General features: G+C 61.6%; 23 protein-coding genes. 14 read left to right on the top strand and 9 right to left on the bottom strand.

The annotated features are described in order from the left end of the window. Window positions 1–75: 75 nt before the first annotated feature. Window positions 76–1572 (top strand): glycerol kinase GlpK, encoded by a 1497-nt coding sequence (glpK, locus tag J5N58_RS19955; RefSeq protein ID WP_113443732.1) that lies wholly within the window; start codon window positions 76–78, stop codon window positions 1570–1572. A gap of 3 nt (window positions 1573–1575) precedes the next feature. Here the strand turns inward: glpK and J5N58_RS19950 are convergent, their stop codons facing one another. The 3 genes from J5N58_RS19950 to J5N58_RS19940 form a co-directional block, all read right to left on the bottom strand. Beyond that, the gene (locus J5N58_RS19950; RefSeq protein WP_113438491.1) at window positions 1576–3201 is read right to left on the bottom strand and encodes a cisplatin damage response ATP-dependent DNA ligase; all 1626 of its coding nucleotides are present in this window, start codon (window positions 3199–3201) and stop codon (window positions 1576–1578) included. Between the two features lie 7 nt (window positions 3202–3208). After that, the gene (locus J5N58_RS19945) at window positions 3209–4219 is read right to left on the bottom strand and encodes a ligase-associated DNA damage response exonuclease (RefSeq protein WP_113443735.1); all 1011 of its coding nucleotides are present in this window, start codon (window positions 4217–4219) and stop codon (window positions 3209–3211) included. Between the two features lie 203 nt (window positions 4220–4422). Further along, window positions 4423–6168, bottom strand: a complete 1746-nt coding sequence (locus J5N58_RS19940) for a methyl-accepting chemotaxis protein (RefSeq protein ID WP_113443733.1) — start codon at window positions 6166–6168, stop codon at window positions 4423–4425. A 315-nt stretch (window positions 6169–6483) separates the two neighbouring features. Between J5N58_RS19940 and J5N58_RS19935 the strand changes: the two genes are divergently transcribed. The 9 genes from J5N58_RS19935 to J5N58_RS19895 all read left to right on the top strand — a co-directional run bounded on the left by J5N58_RS19935 (window position 6484) and on the right by J5N58_RS19895 (window position 14735). Further along, entirely contained in the window at window positions 6484–6804 is a 321-nt protein-coding gene (locus tag J5N58_RS19935) for an STAS domain-containing protein (protein WP_113438493.1), read from the top strand. Then, the gene (locus J5N58_RS19930; RefSeq protein WP_099056040.1) at window positions 6801–7169 is read left to right on the top strand and encodes a response regulator; all 369 of its coding nucleotides are present in this window, start codon (window positions 6801–6803) and stop codon (window positions 7167–7169) included. The genes J5N58_RS19935 and J5N58_RS19930 overlap by 4 nt, the downstream gene beginning before the upstream one ends. After that, window positions 7166–9196, top strand: a complete 2031-nt coding sequence (locus J5N58_RS19925; RefSeq protein WP_113438494.1) for a chemotaxis protein CheA — start codon at window positions 7166–7168, stop codon at window positions 9194–9196. Before J5N58_RS19930 ends, J5N58_RS19925 begins: the two co-directional genes overlap by 4 nt. Next, window positions 9193–9714, top strand: coding sequence for a chemotaxis protein CheW (locus tag J5N58_RS19920; protein ID WP_112829980.1), 522 nt, complete (start codon window positions 9193–9195; stop codon window positions 9712–9714). The genes J5N58_RS19925 and J5N58_RS19920 overlap by 4 nt, the downstream gene beginning before the upstream one ends. Window positions 9715–9732: 18 nt before the next feature. Next, on the top strand, window positions 9733–11433 hold the full coding sequence (locus J5N58_RS19915) for a methyl-accepting chemotaxis protein (protein WP_244712514.1): 1701 nt from the start codon (window positions 9733–9735) through the stop codon (window positions 11431–11433). A gap of 2 nt (window positions 11434–11435) precedes the next feature. Beyond that, window positions 11436–11918, top strand: a complete 483-nt coding sequence (locus J5N58_RS19910; RefSeq protein ID WP_112829978.1) for a chemotaxis protein CheW — start codon at window positions 11436–11438, stop codon at window positions 11916–11918. An 18-nt stretch (window positions 11919–11936) separates the two neighbouring features. Further along, window positions 11937–12791 (top strand): CheR family methyltransferase, encoded by an 855-nt coding sequence (locus J5N58_RS19905; RefSeq protein ID WP_244712512.1) that lies wholly within the window; start codon window positions 11937–11939, stop codon window positions 12789–12791. Between the two features lie 6 nt (window positions 12792–12797). Continuing rightward, window positions 12798–13889 (top strand): protein-glutamate methylesterase/protein-glutamine glutaminase, encoded by a 1092-nt coding sequence (locus tag J5N58_RS19900; protein ID WP_112829977.1) that lies wholly within the window; start codon window positions 12798–12800, stop codon window positions 13887–13889. Between the two features lie 126 nt (window positions 13890–14015). After that, on the top strand, window positions 14016–14735 hold the full coding sequence (locus J5N58_RS19895; RefSeq protein WP_113341086.1) for a ParA family protein: 720 nt from the start codon (window positions 14016–14018) through the stop codon (window positions 14733–14735). Window positions 14736–14764: 29 nt separating this feature from the next. On the opposite strand, the gene J5N58_RS19890 is transcribed toward J5N58_RS19895, so the two are convergent. The 3 genes from J5N58_RS19890 to J5N58_RS19880 form a co-directional block, all read right to left on the bottom strand. Further along, window positions 14765–16195 carry a phosphomannomutase gene (locus J5N58_RS19890; protein ID WP_244712510.1) on the bottom strand — a complete coding sequence of 477 codons (1431 nt, stop codon included), beginning with the start codon at window positions 16193–16195 and terminating at the stop codon, window positions 14765–14767. Between the two features lie 241 nt (window positions 16196–16436). Beyond that, window positions 16437–16943 (bottom strand): GNAT family N-acetyltransferase, encoded by a 507-nt coding sequence (locus tag J5N58_RS19885; RefSeq protein WP_244712508.1) that lies wholly within the window; start codon window positions 16941–16943, stop codon window positions 16437–16439. 478 nt (window positions 16944–17421) lie between these two features. Continuing rightward, window positions 17422–18171, bottom strand: a complete 750-nt coding sequence (locus J5N58_RS19880) for an SDR family NAD(P)-dependent oxidoreductase (protein ID WP_244712498.1) — start codon at window positions 18169–18171, stop codon at window positions 17422–17424. 188 nt (window positions 18172–18359) lie between these two features. Between J5N58_RS19880 and J5N58_RS19875 the strand changes: the two genes are divergently transcribed. Both J5N58_RS19875 and J5N58_RS19870 read left to right on the top strand, forming a co-directional pair. Beyond that, complete coding sequence (locus J5N58_RS19875) at window positions 18360–19880, top strand: alkaline phosphatase family protein (protein WP_244712496.1); 1521 nt, start codon at window positions 18360–18362, stop codon at window positions 19878–19880. A 92-nt stretch (window positions 19881–19972) separates the two neighbouring features. Further along, window positions 19973–20599 carry a ribonuclease D gene (locus J5N58_RS19870; protein WP_113467147.1) on the top strand — a complete coding sequence of 209 codons (627 nt, stop codon included), beginning with the start codon at window positions 19973–19975 and terminating at the stop codon, window positions 20597–20599. Window positions 20600–20630: 31 nt separating this feature from the next. On the opposite strand, the gene J5N58_RS19865 is transcribed toward J5N58_RS19870, so the two are convergent. Then, window positions 20631–21020, bottom strand: coding sequence for a DUF6665 family protein (locus tag J5N58_RS19865; protein ID WP_244712493.1), 390 nt, complete (start codon window positions 21018–21020; stop codon window positions 20631–20633). Between the two features lie 67 nt (window positions 21021–21087). On the opposite strand from J5N58_RS19865, the gene J5N58_RS19860 reads away from it, so the two are divergent. After that, on the top strand, window positions 21088–21558 hold the full coding sequence (locus J5N58_RS19860; RefSeq protein WP_162757790.1) for a hypothetical protein: 471 nt from the start codon (window positions 21088–21090) through the stop codon (window positions 21556–21558). 40 nt (window positions 21559–21598) lie between these two features. Here the strand turns inward: J5N58_RS19860 and J5N58_RS19855 are convergent, their stop codons facing one another. After that, window positions 21599–23005, bottom strand: a complete 1407-nt coding sequence (locus J5N58_RS19855; RefSeq protein ID WP_244712491.1) for a nicotinate phosphoribosyltransferase — start codon at window positions 23003–23005, stop codon at window positions 21599–21601. 277 nt (window positions 23006–23282) lie between these two features. Here J5N58_RS19855 and J5N58_RS19850 point away from each other — a divergent pair, with 277 nt between their 5' ends. Then, a complete protein-coding gene (locus J5N58_RS19850) occupies window positions 23283–25010 on the top strand; it encodes a hypothetical protein (protein WP_113443920.1) in 1728 nt (575 codons plus the stop codon). Between the two features lie 80 nt (window positions 25011–25090). Here J5N58_RS19850 and rpsA read toward each other — a convergent pair whose 3' ends face one another. After that, a complete protein-coding gene (rpsA, locus tag J5N58_RS19845) occupies window positions 25091–26794 on the bottom strand; it encodes a 30S ribosomal protein S1 (RefSeq protein WP_112829967.1) in 1704 nt (567 codons plus the stop codon). Window positions 26795–26843 lie beyond the last annotated feature (49 nt).

The raw sequence follows: 26843 nt of genomic DNA, 5'->3' as shown, positions 1-26843 counted from the left end.
CGGCGCGGGACAAAGAGTAGAGGCAGGGCAGGCATCCTGTTTTCACCTGCCATGCGAAAGGGAGCGAGACAGTCCATGGGTGGTTACATCCTCGCCATCGATCAGGGAACCACATCCAGCCGCGCCGTTGTCTTCGATGGAGACATGACGATTGCGGGCGTTGGCCAGCAGGAATTCACGCAGCATTTCCCGTCTTCCGGCTGGGTGGAACACGATGCAGAGGAAATCTGGAGAAGCGTTCTCGCAACCGTTCGAACCGCACTTACCAAGGCAAGCGTATCCGCCGCCGACATCACAGCGATCGGCATCACCAACCAGCGCGAGACCACGGTCGTGTGGGACCGCAAGACCGGCGAGCCGCTGCACCGCGCGATCGTCTGGCAGGATCGCCGCACGGCCCGTTTCTGCGAGGAGCTGAAGGAAAAAGGCCTCGAACCGAAGTTCACCGCAAAGACCGGCCTGCTGCTTGATCCCTATTTTTCCGGCACAAAGCTTTCCTGGCTCTTGACCAATGTCGAAGGATTGCGCGCCCGCGCCGAGGCCGGCGAGGTTTGCTTCGGCACAGTGGATAGCTGGCTCATCTACAAGCTGACGGGCGGCAAGGTGCATGTTACCGACGCCACGAACGCGTCCCGCACGCTTCTTTACAATATCGGCGAGAACCGCTGGGACGACGAACTTCTGTCGATTCTCGATGTTCCCGCCGCCATGCTCCCGGAAGTCAAGGATTGCGCCGCCGATTTCGGCGTGACCGATCCGGCGGTCTTCGGCGTCGCCATCCCCATTCTGGGTGTCGCGGGCGACCAGCAGGCCGCCGTGATCGGCAACGCCTGCTTCGAGCCCGGCATGATGAAATCCACTTATGGCACCGGCTGCTTTGCCCTGCTCAACACCGGCACCGACCGGGTCGCCTCGTCGAACCGCCTGCTGACGACCATCGCCTACCGGCTGGACGGGGTGACGACCTATGCGCTGGAGGGCTCTATCTTTATCGCCGGCGCGGCGGTGCAGTGGTTGCGTGACGAACTCGGTTTCATCGGCGTTTCATCCGAGGTGGGCGCGCTGGCCATGAAGGCGGACCCTAACCAGCGCGTTTATCTCGTGCCTGCTTTCACCGGTCTTGGAGCTCCTTATTGGGATGCGGATGCGCGCGGCGCGATTTTCGGCCTGACGCGCAGCACCGGGCCGGAGGAATTCGCCCGCGCAGCCCTGGAAAGCGTCGCTTACCAGACCCACGACCTGCTGGAGGCGATGAAGAAGGACTGGAACGGTGCAGCCGACAAGACCGTGCTGCGCGTCGATGGCGGCATGGTTGCCTCCGACTGGACCATGCAGCGGCTCGCTGACATTCTGGCAAGCCCGGTCGACCGGCCGGTGATCCTTGAAACGACGGTCCTCGGCGCCGCATGGCTCGCGGGCTCCCGCGCTGGCATCTGGCCGGATCGCAAGGGCTTTGCCGAACGCTGGCGTCGCGATCATCGTTTCGAGCCTGCCATGCCGCAGGCCGAGCGTATTGCGGCTATTGCCGGTTGGCACGACAGCGTGTCGCGCTGCCTGACCAAGCGGCGTTGACGCTCAGCTTGCCCTGTCGATCATGCCGACCAGCGTTTCCAGCCGGTCGGCCTCCCGCGGCAGCTTGTCCTGCCGCAGCCGTGCGATGCGGGGAAACCGCATCGCCACTCCGGATTTGTGCCGGCCGGACCGTGCGATGCCTTCGAAGGCCACTTCCACGACGAAGCCGTGATCGTGGTCGGCTCTCAGCGCTCGAACCGGGCCGAACCGATCGATGGTATTGTTGCGCACATAGCGGTCGAGAAGTTCGAGTTCCGCATCGGTAAAGCCGAAATAGGCCTTTCCGACGGGAACGAGTACGTCGCCCTGCTCCGGATCGGCGGTCCAGACCCCGAAAGTGAAATCGGAATAATAGCTCGAACGTTTGCCGTGGCCGCGCTGCGCATACATCAGCACGGCGTCGACATTCATCGGGTCGCGCTTCCATTTGAACCACGGCCCCTTTATGCGCCCGGCCTGATAGCTGCTGTCCAACCGCTTTATCATCACGCCCTCGATCACAGGATCGGGTGGATCGCCACGCAAACGGTCGAGCTCTTCCCATGAGGAAAACGGCACCAGCGGAGAAAGGTCGAAACGTGTCAGCGCGACATTCTCGATTGTGCGGACGAGCCGTTCCCGGCGGATGAGAAATGTCTCGGCGCGAATGTCGGTATCGCGATCGAAGAGCATGTCATAGGCCCGGATGAAGGCCGGGTAGTCGCGGATCATCTTGCTGGAAACGGTCTTGCGGTTCAGCCGCTGCTGAAGGTCGGAAAATGTCCGGGTTGGCTCGTTCGAGCGGAGCGTTCCGCCGATCAACAGTTCGCCGTCGATCACGCCCTCGAACTCGGCGGCGTCCAGCACATCCGGAAAGGCGGCGGAGATGTCGTCGCCCGAGCGGGAGTAGAGCTTTCGCCTTCCGCCGAAATGAGAAAGCTGCACACGGATGCCATCCCATTTCCACTCGGCGGCAAAGTCCTTGGGGTCCAGTCCTTCCAGATCGCGGTCGCCAACGGGATTGGAGAGCATGACCGAGTGAAAGATCGCCGGCGTTGCAAGAACCGGCTTGTCGCCGCGATCTTCCAGCCAGGCGAACAGGTTTTCGTAGGGCGGCTCGAGCCCGTGCCAGAGCGTTTCGATCTCGCTCACCTCCTTCCGGCCGAATTGCGCAAGCGCCTGCTTGGCAAGGCGGGCCGATACCCCGATCCTTAAGCCACCGGTCACCAGCTTCAGAAAGGCGAAACGGCCGGATGTGTCGAGTGCGTCGAGCAGCCCCCGGACGACACTGCGCGTGTCGCTGCGGCTGGCGGTCTGCAGGGCATGGATCACCTCGGAAAGCCGTGGCTGGCTTGTGAGCGAACGCTGGGTGACCCGGTCGCCGTCCCATACCAGCGAGATGGTTTCGGCGAGGTCCCCGACGTAATCGTAGGAATAGCGGAATAGCTCCTCATCCATCCGCTCCAGTACCAGCTCGCGCAGGAGAGCCGGCTTCACATTGGCAAGGTCGAGCGTACCGGCGAGAACGGCGAGCCCGTAACCCCTGTCGGGATCGGGGGTATCGCGGAAATAGTCGGTGAGCAGCGTCAGCTTGCCGTTGCGCGCGGGCGTCAGCACGAGGCGGTCGAGCAGGTCGGAGAAGGCTTTCATGACGCCGTCAGTCTCCCTCGTCCTCATAGCCGACAAGATGCAGCGGCCGGGCCGCGATGCCGCTCAGCTCGCACCAGCGCACCAGCGCCTCCTCGCGCCCGTGCGTTACCCAGACTTGCTGAGGCGCAATTTCCCGAATCGTGGTGGTGAGTTCCGGCCAGTCGCAGTGATCCGAGATGACGAGCGGAAGCTCGACGCCAAGCTGCTTGGCGCGCTGGCGGATCATCATCCAGCCGGATGCGAAGATCGACAACGGATCGTTGAAGCGTCGCGCCCACCGGTCGTTGAAGGCGGATGGCGGACCGATGACGACCTTGCCGCGAAACCCGTCCGCGGCCACCGTATCGTCGGTCGCTGGCCTGAGTTCGCCAAGCGGAATGCCTTCGTCTGCATAATATTCGCAAAGCCGGGAGAGCGCGCCATGGATATAGATCGGTTCGTCATATCCCGCGCGACGAATGAGCGAGATTACTCGCTGCGCCTTGCCCAGCGCATAGGCGCCAACCAGATGGCTGCGATCCGGAAATTGGGACAGGGAAGTGATGAGCTTGCCGATCTCCCTGTCAGGATCGGGATGATGAAAGACCGGAAGTGCGAAGGTCGCCTCCGTAATGAAGACGTCGCAGGCGACAGGCTCGAACGGTGCGCAGGTGGGATCGATGCCGCGCTTGTAATCGCCCGAGACGACGATCCGCGTTCCTTGCCTCTCGATTGCGATCTGGGCTGATCCCAGCACATGGCCTGCGGGATGAAAGCTGACGGCGACCCCGTTCAGGTCGAGGGGGCGTCCCAATGCAATCGCCTGTTCGCTGTCACAGAAATCCGGCCCGAGGCGAATGCGCATGATGTCGAGCGTCTGGCGGGTAGCGAGCACTTTTCCGTGGCCGGGCCTGGCATGGTCGGAGTGAGCATGCGTAATCAATGCCCGCGAGACCGGACGGACCGGATCGACGTGAAAATCGCCTAGCGGGCAATAGAGGCCTTCCGGCGTCGGATGGAGCAGGGCTTCCGGCTTTATCATCCAGCTTCAAATAGGGTGGCGACATCCATCCCGCCAGTGCGGTTCTTCGGCAGAGCACGTCTTGGCGCGAGGCATTCGCACGGCGCATCCTGCTTTATCCGAGTTGCCTCTGAGCAGGCCTCACCAGGTCATAAAACGAAGGCGGGGCCTGCATCCTGCAATACAGGCCCCATCGATGGGTTCATCTATTTGTGGTTGCCTTAGAACAGAGCTGACTCGAAGAGATCTTCGTCATCATCCGCTGCCGAGGCGGCGGCAACCGGCGCGGCGGTGGCTGCCGGTAGCGGAAGAACGGCCGCGTGAATCTCGCGTTCGGCCGCCATGGTATAGCTGCGATAGATCTGGCTGCCGATTGCCTCGATTGCATGGCTGAGATCCGAGAGAGCCGGCGGGACACCCGGGGCAGCCCCGGCCACTTCGTCGGAGCAACGTGCGAGAATGTCGCCGAGTTCCGCCTTGTAATCGAGCTGGACCATCGCCTTTTCCATGCGCTCGGCGGCGTCGCGGCCATCCTCGCCAAGACGGGCAAGATCCTTTTCCATGCTGTCGCCCGCGTCATGGATGCGGCAGGCCGCGGACTGCAGGCGTTGTCCGAGGTTGACGTCGCCGTCCAGGCCGTCCGTTCCCTCCGCCATGTCTGCAGCAGCCTCCTGAAGCGCATGCAGCGCCGTCAGGATGGTTTCCGCCGTCTCGTCCATCTGGCCGGCGAAATTGCGCAGCTCGGCCGTCACGACATTGATCGCGCGGCCTTCCTCGCCGATGCGGCTGCAGCGCAGATTGGTGTTCAGCGCCATATACTGGATGTCGGTGCGGACCACGCGGACGATCTCGATACCGGAAACCAGTTCGCCGACCAGTTCGGCGGTGCTGCGGCTGAGATCGGTGGCTTCGAGCGAGGCCGCCTCCACGGTCGTCACGATCTTTCGGGCTGCCGCAACATTCTGTTCCAGCTGCCGGATTGCGCGGCTGTTGCCGCTTTCGCCATTGCCGGCCATCAGGTCGCGCAGCGACAGCATCTCGCCGATATCGCCGCGGAAGCTTCCCATCGTGTTGACGATCTTTGTCGTGTCGCGGTCGAAATCTGCACTCGTCTGTTCGAGCTGACGGGCGACCAGACAGGTGATGGCGATCGAAAGCCGGTTCTTTTGATCTTGCGAAAGCGAGCGCCCTTCGCCCGTTTCGAGATAGTCGTCAAGGATAGCGAAGGCCGATTGGCAATGCTCGATGCGCTGGCGGGAAATGTCGCCAATCTGCATAGCGGAAAGCACCGTCGCAAGCTTCGTTTGAACGCCGCCGGCAAGCTTGCGCACCCGCTGGGCGGTGGCGCCAAGCGTGCGATGCTGCTCGGTCAGGAGCTCGCTGCTTTCGGCAAGATCCTTGACGATGCCGGGAACCACGGTCTCGAACTGATGCAGGATTTCCCGACCGCGGGCCGCCGCCGGGTCGAGACGCTTGCCGAGTTGGTCGAGCGTTTCGGCAAACTTGTCGACCTGGCTTGCGCCATACTGGATGCGCTCGATGATTTCCTCTGCAAAGCCGGCAAAATCCGCGATACCGGCGCCGGTGATCTTGGCGGTAATCGCGAAGGTACGCAGGTAGCGCAACGTTTCGCGCATCGTCACGACCTTGTCGCGCAACCCTTTTTCGATCGAGGAAATGGTGGCGAGCGCCGACTGCCGCCGGCTTTCCCGCTCTGGCAGCGCCGAAAGCTCCGTCATGGTCGCCTTGAGTTCGCGGCCCGTCGCTTCAGCGTTGTCGCCGTCAAGCGCGCCTGTCACGGCATCCAGCGTCGCCGCCAGCTTGTCGATGGATTCCAGGACCGAGAGCAGGATGGTGCCGCCTTCGAGAAAACGTTTCTCGATGGCCGTGCGCGCCTGTTCGAGATCGGCGGAAATCACGCCGTTCCCGGATGTCGTGAGATCATGGCTAAGTCTGGCGTGCTGCATGCTGTCTAATCCCCGCCCGTTTCAGGTCTTCTTGGCGCATTTGGAAATCTTGCGCTTTTTTGAAAGTCGAATTTGGCTATTCGCTAGAGTAGTCGTTTTTTGACATTTGCGGCCATGCTGCATGAAGAAGCTTAAGCCATCCACAACGCGCGGATAGAATTCCAGCCATTGGTAAAGTTGGACTTTTCGATTTTGGTAAAATTCTAGCGAATATCGGGGAGTTAAAAGTCGTCGTAACCTGTTTACGACACATTAACCGTCCGATGAGAGCTTTTTTTTCGACGCAGTAGAACTGCTGACAGGTTCGGGGGAACAATGTCGACCGGTGTGGCAATACTAAAGTTGGATGGTCCTTGTACCATCCGAAACGCGACGGTTCTTCACAAGGAATTGCTCGATTTTATCGGAGAGAATGAAAGCATCTCTCTGGATATAGCCGGTGACGCCGATTTCGACGCCAGTTTCGTCCAGTTGATTGAATCGGCTCGGCGCTATGCCACCGGCCGCGGCAAGTCCCTGACACTCAATCACCCCGCGAGCGGCAGACTTCTCGACGTGCTTCAACGTGTCGGCCTGGTCGACGCTTCCAAATCCGCAACATCCGATTTCTGGCTCAATGGAGGAGACCTTCGATGAGCGCCAAGATTCTTACGGTGGATGATTCCGCCAGCGTTCGCCTTACCACCCGTATCGCACTGACCAATGCCGGCTATCAGGTGACGGAAGCCGTCGACGGCACCGATGGCCTTGCCAAGGTGAATGGTGGTCAGTTCGACCTCATCATCACCGATCTCAACATGCCGAACATGGACGGGCTGACCATGATCCGGGAACTGCGCAAGGTTCCCGCGAACACCGGTATTCCGATCATCTTCCTGACGACCGAATCGGACGGAGACATCAAGCAGCAGGCAAAGGCGGCGGGCGCGACCGGCTGGCTGACCAAGCCTTTCGATCCTGAAAATCTTGTGAAAGTCGCTAAGAAGGTTCTCGGCAGATGACGGACGTCGATCCAATCGCAGTCTTCCTGACGGAAGCGACTGAATTGCTTGAACAGGTCGAGGCGGGTTTGCTCGACCTCACCAGCCGATTGGACGACAAGGACCAGATTGACGCAGTCTTTCGTGGTCTCCACACCCTCAAGGGCTCCGGCGCGATGTTCGGCTTCGATGCGCTGGCCGCCTTCACCCATCATTGCGAAACCGCATTCGACCGCGTGCGCAAGGGCGATGTGCCCGCCACCCAAGAACTGGTCGCCGCCGTTCTTGCGGCTCAGGATCATATGCGGGCGCTGCTTGAAACGCCGAACGGTGATCACGAGGAAAAGAGCGCCGAACTTCTCGCCGTGCTGCAGGCCGCGGTCGCCGGTTCGGGCGGCGCAGTTTCCGCTCAGCCCGCAGCCGTCGCGGCTCAGCCGGTTCAGCAAGAACCAAAGGGCGGTTCTTGGCGCATTCGTTTCAGCCTGCCACGCGACTCCATGGCGAACGGTACCAATCCGCTCGGCCTGCTCGATGAATTGCGCGATCTCGGCGATTGCCGCATCGTAGCCGATGTCAGCAAGGTTCCTCCCCTGGACGCGCTTGTTCCGACGGAAATCCACCTTGCCTGGGATATCCATCTTGTCACCGACGCCGGACGCGACGCGATCGAGGATGTTTTCATCTTCGTCATGGACGAGATGGAACTGTCGATCGAGCGACTGCAGGACGAGGCTGCAAAGCCCGAGGCGGTAAAGACGGCGGCGCCAGCCGCGCCGGTGCCGGCGGTTACGGAAGTTCCGCAGACCCAGGCGAAGACGAACGAGACTGTAGCGCCCGCTGCCGACAGCAGGCCACAGCAACAGCAGGCCAAGGCGGCGGAAAACGTGCGCGTTCCAGCCGAACGGCTCGATGAACTGATGGACAGGGTCGGCGAACTGGTGATCGCCCAGTCGCGCCTGTCGCAGCTGGCTGACGCGACGATGGAAATCCAGCTGCGCGCGGTCTCCGAAGATATCGAGCGCCTGTCGGGCGAATTGCGCGATACGATGATGGTTCTGCGCATGATGCCGGTCGCAAGCCTCTTCGGCCGCTTCCGCCGCCTCGTGCACGACCTTTCCCGCGAGACGGGCAAGAAGATCGAGCTCATCACCGAAGGCGAAACGACCGAGGTCGACAAGACCGTCATCGATCGCCTCGCCGATCCTCTGGTGCATCTGGTGCGCAACTCCATCGACCATGGTCTGGAACTGCCGCAGGACCGCCGTGGCGCCGGCAAGGATGAGACAGGCCGCATCATACTCTCGGCCCATCAATCGGGCGGGGAGGTCATCATCACCATCAAGGACGATGGTCGCGGCATCGATCGGGCCCGCGTCCGGGCCAAGGCGGAATCTTCCGGTCTGGTTCAGCCCGGCGCCACGCTGACGGATCAGGAATTGTTGCAGATGATCTTCCAGCCCGGTTTCTCCACGGCTGCGACGATCACCAATCTGTCCGGCCGCGGCGTTGGCATGGACGTCGTCAAGAAGACGGTGGAGGCTCTTCGGGGCACCATCGATGTCACCAGCACGCCCGGTGAAGGCTCCGAGATATCGCTGCGCATTCCGCTGACGCTGGCGATCATTGACGGCCTGCTGGTGCGGGTCGGCAATGCACCTTATGTTATTCCGCTTTCGGCGGTCGAGGAATGCCTCGAGCTCTCCGTTGAGGACGACATGCGCTCGCGCGGCCGCAGCTTCATTTCTCTCCGGGAAAGCCTCGTGCCCTTCATCCGGTTACGCGAACTCTTCCATACCGGCACGACGCCGGATCCCTTCCAGAAGATCGTCGTCATCTCCACCGGCACCGAACGGGTCGGGCTGGTTGTCGACCAGATCATCGGTGACCACCAGACGGTCATCAAGTCGCTGTCGAAGCTGCATCACGACGTCGCGACCTTCTCCGGCGCCACGATCCTTGGCGATGGCAGCGTCGCCCTTATCCTGGATGTCACCCACCTGGTGGCGTCGGGTCAACATCAGGAGGCGCAGTTGCGCGCGGCAGGATGAGCGAAGCACTGAAGATGGTAAGGACCGATTATTGGGGCGAGGCCAACGAGGCGGAGGTCCTGACCTTCGAACTGGCCGGCGAGACCTTTGCCTTCGACGCCGTCATCGTTCAGGAAATTCTCGATCTCTTGCCGGAAACGGCGGTGCCGGGCAGTCGGCCATTCGTCGGCAGCGTCATCAATTTCCGTGGCAAGGTCATACCGCTCGCGGACATAAGGCTGGCCTTTGGCATGGAAGCCACCCAGCCGACGATCGATAGCCGGATCATCGTGATCGAGCTGGATATCGAGGGCGAACTGACCCTGGTCGGCGTCCGGACCGATAAGGTGAATGAAGTCACCACACTCAATCGTGCCGCAAGCGAGCCGCCGCCGAGCGTCGGCATGCGCTGGCGTCCTGACTTCATCCACTGCCTGGTGAAGAGGGACAGCGATTTTATCATTTTGCCTAATCTCGAAGCGATCTTTTCCCAGAAGGTCGACCGCTCCCATTTTCATATCGCCAATTTGTCCTCGTGACCCAAGGAATTCCGCGTCATGCGCTTCACCATTAAACTGAAACTCGCACTGGCTTTTTCCGCAGTCGTGCTCCTTCTTGTCGGTGTAACTCTCTACGCCGTAAATAGTCTTGCAAGCATGGACCATGCGCTCGCAGCGGTTATCAATGGTCCAGCCACGCAGCTTCAACATGCTATGCAGGTCAACATCGAACAGGCCGAGCAAGTGCGTGCGCAGCGCAATGCCCTTCTGCGTACGACGATGGAACAATCGGAAGCCGATTACCGCAGTGCCGAGCAGCGTACGCAGAACCTCGCGAACGCCATCGAGAAGGGCCTTCCAAACGCCAGCGAGGAAGGGCGCCCGATGTGGCTTGAGCTGCAGACCGCGACCAAGGCTCTCGGCGAAGTGACGAAGGAGATCGAGCAGATCCACAAAGCCCAGGGACGTGATTCGGCTCTTTCCTACGCGAGCGTGGAACTGAACAAGGTTTCGCTGCCGCTGCGCGAAGTTGCTATCAAGCTGCAGGCTCTGTCCATTGCCAAGATGGAGGAGGCGAAAGTCGAAGCTGAGCAAAGCTATCAGGAGACGCGCACCCTCCTGCTGACTGTTGCCGGCGTTGCTTTCGCGATCGCTGTCGCTGCCGCGGTCTGGCTGTCGCTGACGATCAGCCGTGGCCTTTCGCGGGCCGTGACCGCAGTCCGCAGCGTTGCCGAGGGCGATCTGACGAGAACAGCGCAGGTAACCACTCGCGACGAGGTGGGTGAGCTTCTCTCCTATGTCAACGAAATGGTCGAGCGGCTTCGTGGTGTTGTTGCGGACGCGCTTTCTGCGTCTGACAACGTGTCGTCGGGCAGCCAGGAGCTTTCGGCGAGCTCGGAACAGCTCTCGCAGGGTGCGACGGAACAGGCTGCTTCGGCGGAAGAAGCCTCTGCCTCGATGGAGCAGATGGCGGCCAACATCAAGCAGAACGCCGACAATGCGGCCCAGACGGAAAAGATCGCCCGCCAGTCTGCCAAGGATGCCGAAGCGAGCGGCGATGCGGTGAACCGGGCCGTGGCCGCAATGCGCACGATCGCCGAGAAGATCTCGATCGTGCAGGAAATCGCCCGGCAGACCGATCTTCTGGCGCTCAACGCCGCGGTCGAGGCAGCGCGCGCCGGCGAACACGGCAAGGGCTTTGCGGTCGTTGCTTCGGAAGTGCGCAAGCTTGCCGAACGCTCCCAGTCTGCGGCAGCCGAAATCAGCGCGATGTCTGGCGAGACGGTGCAGTCTGCCCAGGATGCGGGCGAGATGCTGAACCGTCTGGTTCCGGATATCCGCAAGACGGCGGAACTGGTTGCCGAGATTTCGGCCGCCTGCCGCGAGCAGGATATCGGCGCCTCGCAGATCAACGAGGCGATCCAGCAGCTCGACAAGGTGACGCAGCAGAATGCCGGCGCCTCCGAGGAAATGTCGGCGACATCTGAAGAACTCGCCGCACAGGCGGAGGAACTCCAGACATCCATCGCTTTCTTCAAGGTGGATGGTGCTTCGACCCGCGCTACCCAGAAATCCGCAGCACCGCGTATGCCAGCCTCCGCCACATCGAAGCCCGCCGCTCAGCGTGCTCCGCAGAAGCAGGCTTTCCAGGGGGGAATGAACGTCGCGGCCCAGCAGGCCCGTGCCAAGGGTTTTGCCCTCGATCTGACCATGGGCGGGCCGGACGCCGATGATGCGGACTTCAGGGAAAGTGCTTGAGCATGGCACCGATCCAGTCCGAATCCCAGTTCGTCACTTTTGCGCTCGGCGAGGAAATCTTCGCCGTGCCGGTCGAAGTGGTGCGCGAGATCCTCGACCATGAGGAAGTCTTCAAGATACCGAACGGTCCCGAATACCTGATGGGCCTCCGCGATGTGCGGGGGCAGGGCGTTCCCACCATCGATCTTCGGCTGAAGCTTGGCCTGCCGAAGACGGTGCCGACGCCGAACACCCGGGTTCTCGTGCTCGACATTCCGTTCGAGGATCGTTCGCTGACGCTTGGCATGGTCGCCGATCGCGTCTTCGAGGTCACGCCCTTCCGGCGTGACCAGATCGAGAAGGCTCCCGAGATCGGGGTCGCCTGGAAGTCGGATTACATCGCGGGCGTTGTTCGTCGTCCCGAGGGCTTCGTCGTCATCATCGACCTCACCCATCTCCTGTCGAGCAGCGATACGGCTCTGCTGTCATCCAGGCAGGCGGCGTAACCCGGCGGAGACGCGGCATTGGCACTGGTGAACTACACGGACGCGCCGAGCGACGATCATATCAGCAAGCGTAATTTCGATCGCTTGGCGCGCTTCATTTATGACTATAGCGGCATCAAGATGCCCATGACGAAACGAACCATGCTCGAGGGCCGCCTGCGCAGACGCCTCAGGGCCACGGGCATATCGAGCTTCGATGGGTACTGTGACTACATCTTCAATCACGACGGCCTCCAGCATGAAGCTGTCTATCTGATCGATGCGGTCACCACCAACAAGACGGACTTCTTCCGGGAGCCGAACCACTTCCAGTTCCTCAGGGATCGCCTGCTTCCGGCGTTGCAGGCTGCGGGAACCACCCGGCTCCGGGTCTGGAGCGCGGCGTGTTCGACGGGAGCGGAACCCTACACTCTCGCCATGGTTCTCGAAGACTTCCTGACCCGGGCGGGGTCTCCCGACTATAGCATTCTTGCCACCGATCTCAGCACGGATGTCTTGGCCACGGCGCTTTCGGGCGTTTACCATGCTGATATGGTCGCTCCCGTTCCCATGGTGCTGCGGCAGCGCTTCGTCATGGAGCATGTGGAGAAGGGACGCCAAGAGGTGCGCATTCATCCCCGGCTGCGTTCGAAGATCGGCTTCGGGCGGTTGAACCTGATGGACCCGCAATACAGCGTAGGCGACCCGATGCACGTCATCTTCTGTCGGAATGTCCTGATCTATTTCGACAAGCCGACGCAGCAGAAGGTTTTGTCGCGTCTGTGCGACAGCCTTGTGCTCGGCGGACACCTCTTCATCGGCCATTCCGAGACCGTTTCCGGTTTCGAACTGCCGTTGAAACAGGTCGCCAACACTGTATTCCAGCGCATTTGAGGCAGCATGGGAAAAAAAGTCCGCGTCCTCATCATCGATGACTCCGCCAGCGTCCGGCAGACCCTGACGCGAATATTCGAGTCCGATCCGGACATCGAGGTGATCGGCGCTGCCTCCGACCCGTTCATGGCGGCCCGAAAGCTTCAGGAGGACGTGCCCGACGTCATCACGCTCGATGTCGAAATGCCGCGTATGGACGGCATCACCTTCCTGCGCAAGCTGATGGCGCAGCACCCCATTCCCGTCGTCATGTGTTCGTCGCTGACGGAGAAAGGCTCGGAAACCCTCCTCCAGGCCCTCGAGGCCGGCGCGGTGGACGTCATTCTCAAGCCGAAGATCGGGGCTGCGGATCACCTGGCCGAAACCGGCATGCGCATCTGCGAGGTGGTGAAGAGCGCGGCCCATGCGCGCCTGCCGGCGACACGTCGCCGTTTCAGCGGCTCGGCCTCCGCAAGCGGCCCGGCCCAGAAGCTGACGGCCGATGCCGTGTTGCCGCCGCCGACCGGCAAGGCGATGGCAAAAACCACGGAAATGGTGGTCTGCATCGGCGCTTCAACCGGCGGGACGGAAGCGCTTCGGGATCTTCTGGAGCGCCTGCCCGCCAACGCGCCGGGCATTGTCGTCGTCCAGCACATGCCCGAAAAGTTCACCGCCGCCTTCGCCCGCCGTCTCGACAGCCTTTGCGAGGTCGCCGTGAAGGAGGCCGTTGACGGCGATCCGGTACTCCGGGGCCATGTGCTGATTGCGCCCGGCGACAAGCACATGCTTCTCGAACGGCAGGGCGCGCGTTACCACGTGTCGGTGCGGACCGGGCCGCTTGTCTCCCGCCACCGGCCCTCCGTTGACGTTCTCTTCCGCTCCGCGGCACGCTCTGCCGGATCGAACGCCATGGGCGTCATCATGACCGGCATGGGCGATGACGGCGCCCGTGGAATGGAGGAGATGCATCAGGTCGGCGCATTCAACATCGCCCAGGACGAGGCGAGTTCCATCGTTTTCGGCATGCCGAAGGAAGCGATTGCCAGAGGCGGTGTCGACCGCGTGGTGCCGCTGGACCAGATCGCCCGCGAGATCCTTGCTGCAGACGCAAGGCGTTAAGGGCTGGATCTCGTCTGTCCCGTTGAGATTTTGTTAACCATGTTTGGCAAGGATAGGCGAGGGACACCATGCGCCGGTGTCTCTTCCGAGCGATGAGCGGCTCATCAGCACTCCAGGGTTTCGAGCATGGCTGTGATCACTTTCGCCAATACCAAGGGTGGCGCCGGAAAGACCACGGCCGTTCTCCTGCTGGCGACGGAGTTGGAGCGCAAGGGCTATCGGGTGACCATCCTCGACGCCGATCCGCAGTATTGGATCCATCGCTGGTTCGAGGCCTCCCGCGGCCGCACGGGCATAAACGTCGTGTCCTATGTCACCATGGCTTCGCTGCAGCGTCACATTGAGGAAAGCCGTTCCCGCTCCGATTTCGTACTGATCGACCTGCCGGGTGCGCGCAGCCCGCTTCTTGCCAAGACGGTCGGTTTTTCCGACCATGTCATGATTCCGATCCAGGGGTGCGCCATGGATGCCCAGGGCGGCGCCCATGTGATCGAACTCCTGCAGTACCTTGAGGAGAAGGGCAATATCTTCATTCCCTTCTCTGTGGTTCTCACCCGCGTGAATTCCATGGTCACCACCCGCGCCATGCAGGTGGTGAAGGCGCTTTTGGCCGAACGCCGCGTCCATGTCCTCGACACGCCGATCATCGAGCGTTCGGCCTTCCGCGATATATTCGATTGCGGCGGCACGCTCTATTCAGCCGATCCGGGTCGGGTCAGCAATCTGGCGAAGGCGCGTGAAAACGCCGCCGCCTTCGCCAATGAGGTTATCGAATCGCTTGAGACGCGCGTCCGCTTCCAGATTCCTGAACCGGGAGCCGCGGCTTCCATCCGCACCGCTGCCTGAACGAGGGTTAGCCGGATAACGAATTGCGATCAGGCAATCCGCTGCCAACCGCCAAGCAGTGCGAGACCCTTTTCGAGAAGGGCCTGGGCCGCATCCTCATTGGCGGCTTCCACATAGCAACGCATTTCCGGCGCATTTCCCGACGGACGGAAATGGATGATGCTGTCGTCGTCGAGCGTTACCCGCAAACCGTCGATATCGCTTGTTGATTTCACCGTGCCGAGGGGGGCGAGGAAGTCGGAAAGACAGTCCGGCGAGCTGCGCAGATATGCCATTAGCGCCGCGCTGCGCTCGGTCGCGTAGTTTTCCAGCCGGTCGGCAAATGCAACAGGCAGGCTGAAGGTTCTGGCGACGGTCGAAAGCGTCTGTGAATTCTCTGCGGCAATCCCGAGAATCGCCAGCGCCGGCAGGAAGCTGTCGCGCGTGGGCAGCGCCTTCAATGTCGTCGATCCGATCGAGAAGTCTGAACCCAGCATCAGGCCGCCATTGGCTTCGAAACCGATGACCTTGCTTTCACCGGAGGCAAGCGCTTCGTCCATTGCCGCGATCACGAATGGCGAACCGACGCGCGTGCGCACAACCTTGAAGTCGCCGGCGGTCTCTATGCCCGAATTGGAGGTCACCGGCGTTGCAACGACGTTTGCGCCAAGGAAGCGTGCGGCGACCAGACCCAGCAGATCGCCGCGTAGCGGCAGGCCGTGTTCGTCGGTAACGAGCGGGCGGTCCCCGTCGCCGTCGGTGGAGATGATGGCATCGAGCGAGAGCTCGTCGCTCCAACCCGCCAGCAGCCGGATCGTCTCGTCCGAGACGGCCTCGGTATCGACAGGAATGAACTGTTCCGAACGACCCATCGGAAAGACCGTTGCGCCATAATGTTCGAATACCTTGACCATCATGTCGCGGGCGACGGTGCTGTGCTGGTACACCCCGATGCGTTTGCCCTTGAGTGACCCGGCAGGAAGAATAGCCATGTTGCGGTCGAGAAAGAGCCGGCTGGCTTTTTCCTCGTGATCTTCCGCCACTCCGGCCTCGACGCGATTGGCAGCCTCGTCCTCGGCGAGCAGTGCTGCCGCTTCGGTAATGGCGGCCTCGTCCGTCTTGGCGATTTCACCCTCCGGCCGATAGAACTTGATGCCGTTGCGATCGGCCGGAATGTGCGAACCGGTAATCATGATGCCGGCCGCGCCGATCGACTGGCCGTAAAGCGCCAGCGCAGGCGTCGGGATCGTTCCGCAGTCGATCGGTTTCAAGCCGGCGCGGATCAGCGCGCCCATGACCGTCGAGGCGATTTCCGGACTGGACTGGCGAAAATCGCGCGCCACCACCACGGGGCTGCCGGGAGATGCAAGCCCCCCCGAAAGCAGGAAGCGGGCAAAGGCCGTGGAATAGAGAGCGGATACACTGCCGACGAGTTCCGAGGAAAGACCACGCAACCCGCTCGTCCCGAATTTTGCTGCCATGCCGCCTGCTCCCTTGCCGCTGATCCCGAGCTATATAGAGCGCTCATCCAACACGCTCAAGCGAAGATGGAGAGACCGCCCGGCAACGGGATCGGAGAGCTTCCGCTGCCGATTGTCGCGATAGGCAAGCTATTCGGGGAGCGCCGCGAGAAACGCACCGAGCTGATTATCCGGTCGGCCTGTCGGCGAGATCCGACGGGACGGCAAAAGGGGCCGGCAGCAACGCGGAAGGCCTCAATGTCTATGAGCCAGACAGTCCCTCGCGGGAAAAGGCTGCAAAGTCATCGCCTTTCATCATGTGGATCTGCTCGTCGAGCGAATGGGTGATGCCCAGGCGTTCGTAGAAGGCCTGGGCCTGTAGGTTGTCGAAATCGACAGAAAGGCGCAGATATCGGGCTCCCCGTTCGAAGCCGCGTGCCGCAGCTGCCTGCAGCAGCCTTTCGCCGATCCGCATGCCGCGAAAATCTTCCTCGACATAGAGATCCTGGACGTAAATCCCGGCTTCGCCGTGAAAGGTGGAAAAGCTACCAAAGGTGAGGCACATGCCGGCGAAGCAGCCGTCGACCTCGGCGATCAGTCCGTCAAAGGCCGGCCGCTCGCCGAAACCATGGGCAAGCAGGTCCGCAGGCGTGCTTTCGACCTTATTTTCCCTCCCGGTATGGCGAGCCAGGGCCAGAATGCCCGCATGCAGCAGCTCGGCGTCTGCCGGGAGCGCGTTGCGGATCTTCACGGACTTCGAATCAGGCATGGTCGGCTCCTCAGGGTGATGATGCCGCAGAACATCTTCCACCCGTGACCGTTTTTCAAACGGAGTGACCATGGGACTGAAGGAATATAGCGGTGAGTCGCAAGGGCAGAAACGAAAAGAGCCTGGCGCGGGAGGAGGTGCGCCAGGCTCTTGAACTTGATCGGCAATTGGGAGGAGGAGGAGTATTGCCGATCCTATCTAGCGGCGCTGGGAGGAGGAGTGCGCCGTTCGATGATTTGACTATAGCTTGATTGCGCAGAATGAATAGTACCGTTGCTGCAATGCACCAATGCGATTTATGCATAGCTTTGCGGTTCAAAATTGACCGTGAGCGCTTTGGAGTGGGAATTCAAGCGCTGCGACAGGCGGACGCAGGCCCAAATTGCCGCATCTGCAGGCAATTCCAGGTCGTTCCACCGCCATCGGACGCTGGAAATGCATGAATCCGGGACGGACCGTCGCGGGCGGCAGCCTACCGTCATTTTTCCCGGTGCACCTGAAAACCGGCCCAGGACTGGCTGACGGGCATGATTTCGAGGCTGTTGATGTTGATGTGCGGCGGTTGAGAGGCCACCCAGTGGATCGTATTGGCGATGTCCTCCGGCTGGATTGCGTGCGCGCCGCCATAAAGTGCTTCATAGGCTGCCTGGTTGCCGCCGGTGCGAACCAGCGTGAACTCGCTTTCGCAAAGACCGGGCTCGATCGAGGTGATACGAACGCCCTTGCCGTGCAGGTCGGAGCGAAGACCGAGCGAGAACTGGCGCAGGAATGCCTTGGTGCCGGCATAGACATTGCCGCCGGAATAGGGCCAGTGGGCGGCGACCGAGGAAAGGTTGACGATCATGCCGCGCCGCTCGATCAGCGTCGGCAGCAGATGATGGGTGATCGCCAGAAGCCCGGTGATGTTGGTGTTGACCATCGTTTTCCAGTCTGCGAACGGAACCTCGGGTGCAGGCGCCGTGCCAAGCGCCAGGCCGGCATTGTTGACGAGCACGTCTATGCCGGAAAACGCGGCGGGAAGCCCGGCCAGCGCCTCGCGCATGGCGGTTTCGTCGGTAATGTCGAAGACAAGGCCGTGAAAGGCGTCGCCGAGTTCCGCTCCGAGATCGTCCAGTCGCTGCGCGCGGCGACCGGTGCCGATGACTTTCCAGCCCTCGGCGACGAAGCGGCGTGCCGTGGCTGCGCCAAATCCGGCCGTTGCGCCGGTAATGAGGATTGTGCCGCTCATCTCAACATCCTTTCTTGCGATGGTCGTTGCTTGGTTTTAGGGCGCTGGCGGCGGCAGGCAAGCGACCGGTGCTCATTGAGCATGGCAGGGGCATGTTTTTTCATTTGCGTGTTGCCGGATGACGGGGAAACTCTGCACTGCCGGCGGGCGAATCGAGGAACACAGCAAAGACCTCTGGAGAACGGTTGATGAAGCCGAATATTCTTTTGATTACGGCCGACCAGTGGCGCGGCGACTGCCTGTCGGCGACGGGGCATCCCGTGGTCAGAACACCGAATGTGGACGCCCTTGCCGGTGAAGGCGTGCTGTTTCGCCGCCACTATGCCGGCGCGGCCCCCTGTTCACCGGCTCGCGCATCGCTCTACACGGGCCTCTATCAGATGAATCACCGGGTTTGTCGCAACGGCTCGCCGCTCGATGCCCGCTTCGACAATATCGCGCTGGCTGCGCGGCGGGCGGGCTATGACGCGACCGTGTTCGGATACACCGATATTTCGCCGGATCCACGACCGCTCGATCCGAATGACCCTGTGCTGACCTCCTATGAAGGGGTCCTTCCGGGCTTCACCGTCGGGCAGATCCTGTTGGAGCATGAGCGCCACTGGCTAGGCTGGCTGCGGGCGAGAGGACGCCGGGATGCCTTCGATCGCAATGTCCACCGGACCGCGTCGCCGGGCGACTGTCGCGTCGGAAATGATCCTCCCGCCTATTCGAAAGAGGAAACCCAGACGGCTTTCCTGGCGGAAGCTTTTCTGAACTGGCGCGAAACGCAGGATCGCCCCTGGTTTGCCCATATTTCGTTCCTTCGTCCGCACCCCCCTTTCTGTGTCCCGGAACCCTATAACAGCATGTTTGCGGCGGGCGATGGACCCGCCTATGCCCGCGCCGACCGCCGTGCCGACGAAGCGATGATCCATCCATTCATGCGCTATGCAATGGACAGCCTGCAGAAATCGAGCTTCGTCCATGGCGCGACTGGGCCTCTGAGCGAATGGCGGGATGAGGATTTCGACAGGATCCGCGCCATCTATTTCGGCATGATCGCCGAAGTCGATGCCCAGATCGGACGTATTTTCGATGCACTGCGCGACCAAGGCGACTGGGAGAGGACTATAATTGTCTTCACCTCCGATCACGGCGAGATGATGGGCGACCATTGGGCGTTGGGGAAAGGCGGCTATCACGATGGCAGCTATCATATCCCACTGGTGATCCGCGATCCCGCGGCCACCGCGTCGGCTGGCCGGCAGGTCGAAGCCTTCACCTCTGCCGCCGATATTCTGCCGACGCTTTGCGACAGGCTTGGGCTCACGCCGCGCAACCATCAGGACGGCGCCTCGCTGATGCCCTTCCTGGGCGGTGGCGTGCCGGAGCTCTGGCGGGATGCAGCCTTCTTCGAATTCGATTTCCGCGAGATCGTGACTGCAGGGGCGGAAAGGCATTTCAGCCTGCCGTCGAACCTCTGCAATCTCGCCGTCGTCCGCGACAGGGCGTTCAAATATGTCCACTTCGCCGGTCTGCCGCCGCTTCTGTTCGATCTCCAGCGGGATCCGATGGAACTGCACAATGTTGCGGAAGAGCCGGACTACGCCGGAACGCGGTTGCACTATGCGGAAAAATTGCTGGCGCTGCGCGCCGGGCATTTGGACCAGACGCTCGCCTATACCGCATTGACGGAAAACGGCCCCGTCAGCCGACCGCAATTGTGATGCACGGAGCGGGTCTCGAAAACGGTAGTGCTCGGGCCTGCTTTGGGCTATAGCCGGGCGCGAAGACATGGCCGCGATCTGGAGAATATTGGATGGCATCGACGATTCGCTATTACGAGGGTGACATTTCCGCAGAAGATGCTGCGCGTTACACGGGCGCAATCGCCATCGATACCGAGACGCTCGGCCTGGTGCCGCGCCGCGACCGGCTCTGCGTCGTTCAGCTTTCCTCGGGTGACGGCACTGCGGATGTCATCCGGATTGCTGCCGGCCAGAAAGAAGCGCCAAACCTTGTGGCCATGCTCGCCGACCCCTCTCGGCAGAAGATCTTCCATTACGGCCGTTTCGATATCGCCGTCCTGTTCCATACCTTCGGTGTCACCACCGCGCCGGTTTTCTGCACCAAGATTGCCTCCCGTCTGAGCCGGACCTACACGGACCGGCACGGACTTAAGGATAATCTGAAGGAGATGCTGGAGATCGATATCTCCAAGGCCCAGCAGTCATCGGACTGGGCGGCTGAAATGCTCTCTCCGGCGCAGCTCGAATACGCCGCTTCTGACGTTCTTTACCTGCATGCCCTGCGCGACAAGCTGACGGAACGTCTGAAGCGCGATGGCCGTATGGCCCATGCCGAAGCCTGTTTCGAATTTCTGCCGACCCGCGCCAAGCTTGACCTGCTCGGCTGGGAAGAAACGGACATTTTCGCCCACAGCTGACGGTTCTCTCTGTCCTTCGCCAGCTACCGTTTCAGCCGAAGGGACGGAGGGCGATCAGGTGTCGCCGTCCCCCCCGCGTTTTGGCCGTTCCTGTCTCAGGCTTCCTGCGCACGCCCACCCGGATGAGAACCTCCCGTGGAATCCGGTAGCGGCGCACGGCATCCGCCTGGCTGCGGAAGCCCGATATCTCTCTCTGGATGAAGAAGGCCCAGACCAGTTCGGCAGCCTGGTCGATGAGTTCCTCGCAGCGTTGCTCCGACGCGCCCTCGGCCCGCGCCGTCGCCAGCGCTTCGAGCGCCGCTTCCAGCTTCCTGCCGATCCGGCCGAGCGCATCCGCCTTTTCGGCCGCAAGTTCCAGATCCAGCGCCGATAATATGCCGGCGCCGGTGGACGAGAAGAAAGAGGGCGGAAGAAAGCTCACGCTAGCCTCGATGATGTGGCAACTGGCTGAAGATGGCGTCTGTCGCGCTCTCAGGCAAGAGAACTCCATGTTCGCCAATCAGTGTTTTTTAATCCCTCGGGTGCATTATGGTGGTCAATCAGGACATCCTCCTGCCGGCCTTTCCGATCGTCGGAAGGACGGTCGACCAAGCGGTATGAATGCGACCATGATGGAAGCACCGAAGGCTTCTTTGCCAGGTGTCATGCGGGCCTCTGACAGTCTCGAACATGAACGATCCGCGCCGGCAACGGTCCCTGTTGCGGCAGACATGCTCAGAAAATGGCTGGAACAGCCCGCTGAGATCGCCGTCTTCACGGAAGAGCTTGGCGCATGGGGCGAGACACCGGCTCTGCCCACGGACGACCGATCCCGCCGGTCGAGGGGAAGCTGGCTTGATGCCGTTGCCGGGCTGGTGGCTGAATCGGAGAATGCGGCGGGAGAAGCGATCCTCTCGCTCAAAGCCGACGACAACGGCCTTTACGGTCTCTTCAGGGATGTTCGCGTCAGAGAAGACTAAGGCCGTTCCGTTTTCGCCGGAAAGGAACCACGGTCCTCTGCTAGCGCCACTGAGCGCCGGCGGCGGCGGCAAGCTCGCGGATTTCGTCGAAAGCCAGGTCGCGTAGCAGCTTTCCGTTTTCCCAAACCGGTTGCAACAGGTTCGGTCTTTGTCCGAGTTCGCCGAGAGGGACGGCAAAGATATCGCCTTCCTCCTGCACGACGGCCTGCCGGCCGAGTGTAGGCGGCTTTTCCTGCGGATTGCCGGGCCTGCGTCCGATATCACGCCAGACGCCGCCCTCATCCTTCAGCGCGCTTGCGCGCATGGTGAAGGAGAGCGTGTCGCGGCTCACCTTCTGCAGGAGCGAGGAACCCATGCCGAAGGAGATGTTCTCCGAGGAAAAGCCCATGCCCTCCAGCCGCCCGAGGATCATCTGTATGTCCTGCAGAGAGACGCCATCCGACTGGATAACCCGAACATTGTTGTCCAGAACCTTGAAACCCTTACCGTTCAGATGTGTGCCGAAGGCATAGGCGAGCTGTGCGACGACCTGCACAGGTGTATCGATCGGATCGCCGCTGTCTGAGCGGACGATCAGGGTCGCGTTGGCGGCGCGAATCCTCGTCTGCAGTTTCTTGCCGAGTATATCGGCCACTGCATTGTTGAGATCGAAGCTGTCCGCCACGATCGAATAGGCACCGAACCGGGCGAAGCGCTCGATCATGTTCGAATAGGCTTCTGCCTCGCGGGTCTGTCCCCAGGCGGTGACCGTCGTGTGCTCGGATGCGGGAACGGATCTGCCGGCCATCAGCGCGCCATAGTAACGACGGGCATGCAGAACGCCGGGTAGCGAATCGGTGCTGCTGAAATGCACCAGATGGGCGGCTCCGCCGAGGCCTGTCTGCTCGAGGCTGGCCGTTCCTCTTGCGCCGAAATCGCTGATGCTGGCGGAGATCAGTTCCTCGGCCCGGTCCGACGTCCGTTCCAGGAAAGGCCGGATCGCCTGCTTGATCCGCCACGCCATGGTCGCCACGGTCGAGGGGTACCAGACGGCCCTCAGCAGCGCGGTCTCCATGTAGGAGGTCAGCCAGGGCAACTCCGGATCGGTATTGGCGACCTGGACCACAGGCACGTCGCGACGCACGACAAGCCCTTCCTGCAGGGCCTCGATCCTCAGCGGCAGGTAGCCGCCATGGACGTTGACGATATGGGTCCAGCCGGCCCTGTCGAAGGGTTGTCCGTGCAGCGTGGCGACTTCCTCGGCCTCATCGATATCGGCACGGGTAATCGGCCGGGAAAGATATTCCTTGAGGAACATCTGCAGCCCGAAGAACATCACTTCAGGCCGGAAGGAGTTGCCGCGGGTGGTAACATAGGCGCTGATGGCGCGCGTGCCGGCGGGATATTGGAGGAAGTGCCCCAGCTTGTAGCTGTCGGTATCGAGGATGGGATTTCGGTTATTCGGCATTCGGCACCCATCGGTTGGGCTCGACATTGCGCATGCGGCGGCCCGGCAGTTCGTATTGGCAAAGATGTACGCGAGCCTTTTCGAAGCGGCAAGACGCGAAGGTGGCATTTATGGTTAGCGAATTGTTTACGCCTCGCGGGCATCATGGCGGCAAATAGAGTGGCGATCGCCCTTGCTCGAAATCTGCCGGCAGGATGGCCTGGCGGAACAGGGTTGCCGCATGTGCGGTTCCGAATTGCCGATGTTCCCTGCAATCTTTGCATGAAGAGGAGTTCCCATGCTGCCTCCGGCTCAGGCAATTTCGAATTCCGGAACATCCTATCCTGATTCCAGGAAGCAGCAGGAGGCGGTGATCGACGTCACGCCGCGCCAGGCCGCAAGCACGCCGCACGCCGTGCAGGTTCTCGAACAGAACGCCGCGATCGCCGGCCGGCTCAACATGCTGCTGCTGTCCGGCCAGGAGCGCATGTCGCAGAACCTTGCGTCCCTGATCGATCTTCTCGGGCGTGCCCTGAAAGTCGAGCGCAACGACGGCGAAAGCCTGAGCGGCTATGCCGCGCGCCTGGTTCAGACCCTGACCAACCTGCCACAGGAGGAACGCCAGTCTGTCCAGCGCCAGCTCACTCAGCTGTTCGGTGGTTTGCAGCTTCGCACGCTGATGGAAGCTTTCCGCAACCCGGTTGGCCCCGAGGCGGCCATGCTCTCCATTTATCTGGAGCTCTATCGCAACAAGGACCGCGACCTTGCCGCCCGATCGGCCGTGACCTCCTATCGGCAGAATGCCGGCGAGCAGAAGCCGGTCGCCGGCATCGCGTCCCCTTCGAACCGTACGCTATCTCAAACACAGAAACCTTCCGCATCCGCAACGACCAGCCAGCCTGCCGAATGGTGGGACGAAGCCCTGGAAGGCGATATCGTTCGGCCGGTCACCAGGGATGCCGGTGCGAGATCTGCGCCCGATTTCGGTAGCGGCGACGAAATATTGCGGACCGGGGCCAGGTCGGCCGGTTCCGCGGAAAACCCTGTTCTCTCCCGAAACGCTGCGGCAGGCTCGCCAGAGGCGAGGGTGGAGAATCCGGATAGCGGCGTGGATGACATCCGGACCCTGCAGGAGCGGCTTCGCCAGAACTTCGAGTTCGGCGATGAACCGGAGCCTTCGCCCGGCTTCTCGCGCACGGTCACCGTTCCGACACCCGAAGTCCGGACGGCCGCCCATGCCACGCGCATGATGCTGTCCAACGGGAACGCCATTCAAGCCGGCGCCGACATTCAGACACCGATTGCGGAGCCGGAAACGACGGCCGCGCCGGAAGGATTGCAGGAAACCATCGAGGATGCCGCCGATCAAGCGCTCAATACGCTCAAGAGCTGGAAGGACGCAGTGGTCCGGGCGCTCGCGGGTCCGGCGGATCTGTTGCCGCAGGCGGCGGAAACCGACGGCGAAGCATCGGCGCCGACCGCAGCCTATGCGTCGTCCACGGAAATGCCGGAGGAACAGCCGCCCATCGATAAGGCCCGCTTGTCCGGCATGACGAAGAGCGAGGCCATGCAGCCGGCTGCCTCGGCATTCGAGGGGGAAGCGCCGGGCGACCCCACCACCGCAGACATTCGGCACCGCGCATGGGCGGAAGGCGAGGTTTCCCCGCGCGCGACGGCGGATATCGACCAGCCGGCCTTGCGCCAGTCTATGGTGCTTCGCGAGGGTGTACCCTTGCCGATGGTCAGCTACCTGATGGCGCAGGACGAATATGTCGAGGACGAGAAGGAACTCAGACGCCGCTATGAAGACGAAGACGGCGGGGATGACTTCGCCGGCGGCGATGACGGGGGCGGAAAGGATCAGGCCGGCGAAGAGCAGGCGAATGCCGCGGAAGAAGCCCCGGCGGAACAGCATCCGCTTGCTGCCGAAGGGGAGGTAGATGGCCGTACGCCACTGCTCACCGCCGACCTGTCCGATGGCCTGCCCGCAGCGGATCTCTATCAGCGAATGGCCGATTGGGCCTGAGTTTCCCGGGAAATCCGATCAAAAGAAAAGCCCGCCGGTCATGCGACCGGCGGGCTTTTTGATGCGATTGAAACCTGGCCTTATTCGGCGTTGCGGTTCTTGAGCGCGGCACCGAGGATGTCGCCGAGCGAAGCGCCGCTATCGGAGGAACCGAACTGAGCGACGGCTTCCTTCTCTTCAGCGATTTCCAGAGCCTTGATCGACAGCATGACCTTGCGATCCTTCTTGGAGAAGTTGGTCACGCGGGCATCGACGATCTGGCCGACCGAGAAGCGTTCCGGACGCTGTTCGTCGCGGTCGCGGGAAAGATCGGCACGACGGATGAAGGAAGTGATGTCCTCGTGGTTGACGAGCTTCACTTCGATACCGCCGTCGTTGATTCCGATGACTTCGCAGGAAACGACTGCGTTCTTGCGCAGGTCGCCGGAAGCGGCAGCTTCGCCGACCGAATCGCGGCCGAGCTGCTTGATGCCGAGCGAGATGCGTTCCTTCTCGACGTCGACATCGAGAACGACAGCCTTGACCACGTCACCCTTGTTGTACTCCTCGATGACCTGTTCGCCCGGACGGTTCCAGTCGAGGTCGGAGAGGTGAACCATGCCGTCGACATCGCCTTCGAGGCCGATGAACAGGCCGAATTCGGTCTTGTTCTTGACTTCGCCTTCGACTTCGGTGCCGGCCGGGTGGCTATAGGCGAATGCCTGCCACGGGTTTTCCAGCGTCTGCTTGAGGCCGAGCGAGATACGGCGCTTGGACGGATCGACTTCGAGAACGACGACGTCGACTTCCTGGCTCGTGGACAGGATCTTGCCGGGGTGTACGTTCTTCTTGGTCCAGGACATTTCCGAGATGTGGATCAGGCCTTCGATGCCCGGCTCCAGCTCGACGAATGCACCGTAGTCGGTGATGTTCGTGACGGTGCCGGAAATCTTCTTGCCGACCGGATACTTGGCGGCAATGCCATCCCACGGATCCGACTCGAGCTGCTTCATGCCGAGCGAGATGCGGTGAGTTTCCTGGTTGATTCGGATGATCTGAACCTTGACCTGCTGGCCGATGGACAGGATTTCCGACGGATGGTTGACGCGGCGCCATGCCATGTCGGTTACGTGCAGCAGGCCGTCGATACCGCCGAGGTCGACGAACGCACCGTAATCGGTGATGTTCTTGACGACACCGTCAACAACCTGGCCTTCTTCGAGGTTCTGAACGATTTCAGAACGCTGCTCGGCACGGGACTCTTCGAGAACCGTACGGCGCGAAACGACGATGTTGCCGCGGCGCTTGTCCATCTTGAGGATTTCGAAGGGCTGCGGGTTGTGCATGAGAGGGGTGACGTCGCGGATCGGACGGATGTCGACCTGCGAACGCGGCAGGAAGGCAACGGCGCCGTCGAGATCGACGGTGAAGCCACCCTTGACCTGGTTGAAGATGACACCTTCGACGCGCTCGCCAGCTTCGAACTTGGCTTCGAGCTTGATCCAGCTTTCTTCGCGGCGAGCCTTCTCGCGCGACAGAACGGCTTCGCCGAGAGCGTTTTCGATGCGCTCGACATAGACCTCGACTTCGTCGCCGACCTTCAGCGAACCGTCCTTGGCCCGAGCGCCGAATTCCTTGAGCGCGATGCGGCCTTCGACCTTGAGGCCGACGTCAACGATGGCGACGTCCTTCTCGATGGCCGTGATGATGCCCTTGGTGACATAGCCTTCTGCCAGATCGGTCTTGGCAAACGACTCTTCGAGCATTGCTGCGAAATCATCGCGCGTAGGGGTAGAAACAGACATGAAATCTCCTAATCGCATCCAGTCGGGACGCGGTATGCGCCGGGGGTTC

It is taken from the genome of Paenirhizobium cremeum (assembly GCF_022884085.1).
Taxonomy (GTDB): Bacteria; Pseudomonadota; Alphaproteobacteria; order Rhizobiales; family Rhizobiaceae; genus Allorhizobium; species Allorhizobium cremeum.
Note: the sequence above shows the minus strand (reverse complement) of the source record. Positions and strands in the feature narration are given on the sequence as shown.